The following is a 5,003-nucleotide window of genomic DNA, read 5'->3' as shown; positions in this document are numbered from 1 at the left end:
GCAGCACACGGACCGCGGTCCGTGTGCTGCGGTCCGCGGCTCTCGTTCTCCGGGTGCGGTTTACGGCTCGAACTTGTAGCCCAGCCCCCGCACCGTCACCAGATACCTCGGCGCGCCCGGATCCGGCTCGATCTTCGCGCGCAGGCGCTTGACGTGGACGTCGAGGGTCTTGGTGTCGCCCACGTAGTCCGCGCCCCAGACGCGGTCGATCAGCTGCATGCGGGTCAGTACACGGCCCGCGTTGCGCAGGAGCATCTCCAGCAGGTCGAACTCCTTGAGGGGCAGATCGACCTTGCCGCCGGAGACCGTGACGACGTGGCGGTCCACGTCCATCCGGACCGGCCCGGCCTCCAGGGCCGCGGGCGTGACCTCCTCCGGCTCGCCGCGGCGGCGCAGGACCGCGCGGATCCGCGCGACCAGCTCCCGCGAAGAGAAGGGCTTGGTCACATAGTCGTCGGCCCCTATTTCCAGGCCGACGACCTTGTCGATCTCGCTGTCCTTGGCGGTCACCATGATCACCGGGACATTGGACTTGCCGCGCAGCTGGCGGCAGACCTCGGTGCCCGGCAGACCGGGCAGCATCAGGTCGAGGAGGACGAGGTCGGCGCCGTTGCGCTCGAACTCGTCGAGCCCCGCGGGCCCGGTGGTCGCGATGGCGACCTCGAAGCCTTCCTTGCGGAGCATGTAGGACAGGGCGTCGCTGAAGGATTCCTCATCCTCGACGACGAGCACTCTGGTCACGGAAGGACCTCCGGGGCAGGAATCACAGTCGGGGGAGCCAGCCGAAGGCTGGGGTCTGTCGGATCGGCGTCGGGATCGGCGTCGGGATCGGGGCCGTGGTCGGGGCCGTGGTCGTCTTCGTCCTGGCCGGTGGCTGTGCGCTCCCGTGCGGCGGCCGCTTCGGGCAGCCGCAGGGTGAAGGTGGAGCCCTGGCCCTCAGAACTCCATACGGTGACCTCCCCGCCGTGCGAGGCGGCCACGTGTTTGACGATGGCGAGGCCGAGCCCCGTACCACCGGTGGCCCGGGAGCGGGCCGGGTCCACCCGGTAGAACCGTTCGAAGATCCGCTCGCGGTCCTTCTCCGAGATACCTATGCCCTGGTCGGTCACGGCTATCTCGATCAGATCCCCGCCGGAGGCGGAGACACGGTGTACGGCGATACCCACGCGCGTACGGGCCGGGGAGTAGTTGACGGCGTTCTCCACGAGATTGCCGAGGGCGCCGGCGAGCTGACTGCGGTTACCCCATACGTGGAGGCCGGGGGTGCCGCCGGAGGCCATGTTGATCTGTTTGGTGGAGGCGGGTTGCCGGGAGCGGTCGATGGCCTCGGCGACCAGCTCGTCCACGCGGACCGACTCGGAGTCCTCCAGCGGGTCGTCGTTCTGCACCCGGGAGAGGTCGATCAGCTCCTGCACCAGGTTGGTCAGCCTGGTCGCCTCGATCTGCATGCGGCCGGCGAAGCGGGTGACCGCCTCGGGGTCGTCCGAGGCGTCCATGACCGCCTCGGAGAGCAGGGAGAGCGCCCCGGTGGGGGTCTTCAGCTCATGGCTGACGTTGGCCACGAAATCGCGCCGTACCGCTTCGATGCGACGGGCCTCCGTGAGGTCCTCGACCAGGAGCAGGACGAGGCGGGAGCCGAGCGGGGCGACCCGGGCCGAGACCGCGAGGGCCTCGCCCCTGCCCGTACCGCGCCGGGGCAGATCCAGCTCCACCTGCCGTATCTCGCCGTCCCTGCGGGTGTCGCGGGCCATGTGGAGCATCGCCTCCACGGCCAGCTTCCCGCCCCTGACCAGGCCCAGGGCGTACGCCGCCGAGCTGGCCTTGACCACGGAGTCGCTCTCGTCGAGGACGACCGCCGAGGAGCGGAGCACCGACAGGACGGTGTCGACGCCGGGGGGCAGTACGGCATCCGTGTGCAGCGAGGTGCGAGTGGGCCTCGCCTGGTCGCGTTCGCTCCAGCGAAACGCCAGCATGGCGATCACGCCGGTACACACCCCGGCGATCGCTGCCAATGCGGCGACCGCCGCGTTCACGTCCATGTGTCCAGGTTATGCGCGGCCACCGACACTCTCCCAGCCATCCGGGTGCCTCCTCGAACACTCGTCGCCCAGAGTTCACCCGGGGGAAAGTGCCGGTTCACTTGGGGTGGAGCAGCCGGACTTGTGCCGGGCACAACGTGAGAGCGTGGGGCTCCCGGCCCCCAGGCAGGAACGTGACAAGAGAGGGTAAACCCCATGCGGGACGCGTACCACGAGGAACTGGACTCGATAGGCGAGGACCTGGTCGAGATGGCCCGGCTGGTCGGTTCCGCCATCGGCCGCGCCACCACGGCCATGCTCGACGCCGATCTGAGGCTCGCCGAGAGCGTCATCGCCGGTGACCAGAAGGTCGACGATCTCCAGCACGACCTGGAGGCCAGGGCCATCGCGCTGCTGGCCCGGCAGCAGCCGGTGGCGACGGATCTGCGGATCGTGGTCACATCGCTGCGGATGAGCGCCGACCTGGAGCGGGCGGGCGACCTCGCCCAGCACGTCGCCAAGCAGGCCAGGCTCCGCTTCCCGCAGTCGCCGGTGCCGCACGACCTGCACACGACGCTGCTGGAGATGGGTCAGCTGGCGCAACGTCTGATGGCCAAGGCCGCCGAGGTCATCATCACGAAGGACGTCGAGCTGGCGCTCCAGCTGGAGCAGGACGACGACGAGATGGACCTGCTGCACCGCACGCTCTTCCAGCACCTGATGGACGACCGCTGGAAGCACGGCATCGAGACGGCCGTGGACGTGACGCTGCTGGGCCGCTACTACGAGCGGTTCGCGGACCACGCCGTGTCGGTCGCGAAGAGGGTCGTCTATCTGGTGACGGGCGAGCACGCGGACGAGATCCAGCCCGTGGAAACGCCGGTCGAGGGCGCGTAACGGGGTCCGCGCGCCGGGGGCGTACGGGGGCGCTTGCGCGTATGCGCCGTTGATGCGCCTGGCCGGGTGGGCTTGCAATGGGCAGAGGCGACATCCGTGCACGCCTTCGAGGAGGATCACCCATGGCCGATTCCCCCACCACCGACCCCCGCCAGGACACCCCCGGCGCCCCGGCGCACCTGCCCGTCCTCGGCAACTGCGGCTGCGGCTCCGGCTGCGGCTGCGGCTGCCAGTCGGGCGGCGCCTGCCAGTGCGGCGGCGGCTGCGGTTAGCCGCACCGCGGACGCGCCGCGGACGCGCCGCGGGCGCGGCACGAGCGCGGCACGAGCGCGGCAGCGACGTGTGCGTATGCGAAGGGCCTCGTCCGCCGGAACCTTCGGTGTTCCGGCGGACGAGGCCCTTGCCGTGCGGTCGGCTACTTCTTGCCCTGGTTCTTGACTGCCTCGATGGCGGCGGCGGCCGCGTCGGCGTCCAGGTATGTGCCGCCCGGGGTGACCGGGTGGAAGTCGGCGTCGAGTTCGTAGACGAGCGGGATGCCGGTGGGGATGTTCAGGCCGGCGATGTCCGCGTCCGAGATCCCGTCGAGGTGCTTGACCAGCGCGCGCAGGCTGTTGCCGTGGGCGGCGACCAGGACCGTACGGCCGGCGAGCAGGTCCGGGACGATCGAGTCGTACCAGTACGGCAGCATCCGCTGGACGACGTCCTTGAGGCACTCGGTCCTCGGGCGGATGTCGCTCGGGATCGTCGCGTAGCGCGGGTCGTCGCTCTGCGAGAACTCGGTGCCGTCCTCCAGCGCGGGCGGCGGGGTGTCGTAGGAGCGACGCCAGAGCATGAACTGCTCCTCGCCGAACTCGGCGAGCGTCTGTGCCTTGTCCTTGCCCTGGAGGGCGCCGTAGTGGCGCTCGTTCAGGCGCCAGGAGCGCTGGACGGGGATCCAGTGGCGGTCCGCGGACTCCAGCGCGAGCTGCGCGGTGCGGATGGCGCGCTTCTGGAGGGAGGTGTGGAGGACGTCGGGCAGCAGACCGGCGTCCTTGAGCAGCTCACCGCCCCGTACTGCCTCCTTCTCGCCCTTGTCCGTGAGGTTGACGTCCACCCAGCCGGTGAACAGGTTCTTCGCGTTCCATTCGCTCTCGCCGTGGCGGAGGAGGATCAGCTTGTACGGTGCGTCGGCCATGGGTCCGAGCCTAATGGAACCGCCCGGGAGGGCTGTCGGCCCGTCCGCCTTCCCGTCCGCCTTCCCAGCGGCCTCCCCCTCCGCCTCCCCAGCGGCCTCCTCGTCGGCCTCCCCTGGAGGGTGACCGGACCATTGACCGGTGCTGTCAATTGGGTAGCGGCGGCCGGGCGCCCGTACGTAAGTTTCGAGCAGTCGTTCGATCGCTTACCGCAGCCGCGCTGCCTGCCTCAGGGGGATTACGTATGTCCGTCGCCTCGTCGGTCCTCGCCGCGAGGCGTGCGGTCCTGGAGAGCGTGTCGGGGCTGCCCCGGGCGTTCTGGTGGCTGTGGCTCAGCACGCTCGTCAACCGGCTCGGGGCGTTCGTCGCCACGTTCATGGCGCTCTACCTCACCCTCGACCAGGGGTACTCCGCCTCGTACGCCGGGCTGGTGGCCTCGCTCCACGGGCTCGGCGGGGTCGTCTCCTCGCTCGGCGCCGGGGTGCTGACCGACCGGCTCGGGCGGCGGCCCACGCTGCTGATCGCGCAGTCCTCGACGGCGGCGTCGGTCGCCCTGCTGGGCTTCATGCGGGAGCCGGTGGCGATCGCGGCGGTGGCGTTCCTGGTGGGGATGGCGTCCAGCGCCTCGCGGCCCGCCGTGCAGGCGATGATGGCCGACATCGTGAAGCCGGAGGACCGGGTACGGGCCTTCTCGCTCAACTACTGGGCGATCAACCTGGGCTTCGCGGTCTCGTCGGCGGGCGCGGGATTCATCGCGCAGTACAGCTATCTGGCGGGCTTCCTGGGCGAGGCCGCCATGACACTGGCCTGCGCGGTCCTGATCTTCCTGAAGCTCCCGGAGACCCGGCCGGAGCGCGCACCGGTCACGGCGGGGAAGCCCGCGGAGGGGGCGGAGGCGGCGGGGGCGGAGCCGGTG

6 protein-coding genes are annotated in these 5,003 nt (G+C 70.5%); 3 read left to right on the top strand and 3 right to left on the bottom strand.

The annotated features are described in order from the left end of the window. Positions 1–60 precede the first annotated feature (60 nt). Positions 61–741, bottom strand: a complete 681-nt coding sequence (locus DVH02_RS33415; protein WP_030353388.1) for a response regulator transcription factor — start codon at positions 739–741, stop codon at positions 61–63. Continuing rightward, positions 738–2,039 (bottom strand): sensor histidine kinase, encoded by a 1,302-nt coding sequence (locus tag DVH02_RS33410; protein ID WP_233518616.1) that lies wholly within the window; start codon positions 2,037–2,039, stop codon positions 738–740. Before DVH02_RS33410 ends, DVH02_RS33415 begins: the two co-directional genes overlap by 4 nt. 195 nt (positions 2,040–2,234) lie before the next feature. Between DVH02_RS33410 and phoU the strand changes: the two genes are divergently transcribed. Together phoU and DVH02_RS35805 are read left to right on the top strand one after the other, a co-directional pair. Next, positions 2,235–2,915 (top strand): phosphate signaling complex protein PhoU, encoded by a 681-nt coding sequence (phoU, locus tag DVH02_RS33405; protein ID WP_114627589.1) that lies wholly within the window; start codon positions 2,235–2,237, stop codon positions 2,913–2,915. A gap of 122 nt (positions 2,916–3,037) precedes the next feature. Beyond that, a complete protein-coding gene (locus DVH02_RS35805) occupies positions 3,038–3,187 on the top strand; it encodes a hypothetical protein (RefSeq protein WP_199566511.1) in 150 nt (49 codons plus the stop codon). Between the two features lie 143 nt (positions 3,188–3,330). Here the strand turns inward: DVH02_RS35805 and DVH02_RS33400 are convergent, their stop codons facing one another. Further along, on the bottom strand, positions 3,331–4,089 hold the full coding sequence (locus DVH02_RS33400) for a phosphoglyceromutase (protein WP_114627588.1): 759 nt from the start codon (positions 4,087–4,089) through the stop codon (positions 3,331–3,333). 242 nt (positions 4,090–4,331) lie between these two features. On the opposite strand from DVH02_RS33400, the gene DVH02_RS33395 reads away from it, so the two are divergent. Next, a partial coding sequence (locus tag DVH02_RS33395; protein WP_147286197.1) for an MFS transporter occupies positions 4,332–5,003 on the top strand: 672 nt, incomplete at its 3' end.

Origin of the sequence: Streptomyces corynorhini (genome assembly GCF_003346515.1) — a bacterium.
Lineage (GTDB): Bacteria > Actinomycetota > Actinomycetes > Streptomycetales > Streptomycetaceae > Streptomyces > Streptomyces corynorhini.
The sequence above is the reverse complement of the archived record's forward strand: the minus strand, read 5'-3'. Positions and strand labels throughout refer to the sequence as shown.

Bases quoted from the DNA above. Each gene is read 5' to 3' on its own strand.
- phoU (WP_114627589.1), top strand. From the start codon at position 2,235: ATGCGGGACGCGTACCACGAGGAACTGGACTCGATAGGCGAGGACCTG.
- DVH02_RS35805 (WP_199566511.1), top strand. From the start codon at position 3,038: ATGGCCGATTCCCCCACCACCGACCCCCGCCAGGACACCCCCGGCGCC.
- DVH02_RS33400 (WP_114627588.1), bottom strand. From the start codon at position 4,089: ATGGCCGACGCACCGTACAAGCTGATCCTCCTCCGCCACGGCGAGAGC.
- DVH02_RS33410 (WP_233518616.1), bottom strand. From the start codon at position 2,039: ATGGACGTGAACGCGGCGGTCGCCGCATTGGCAGCGATCGCCGGGGTG.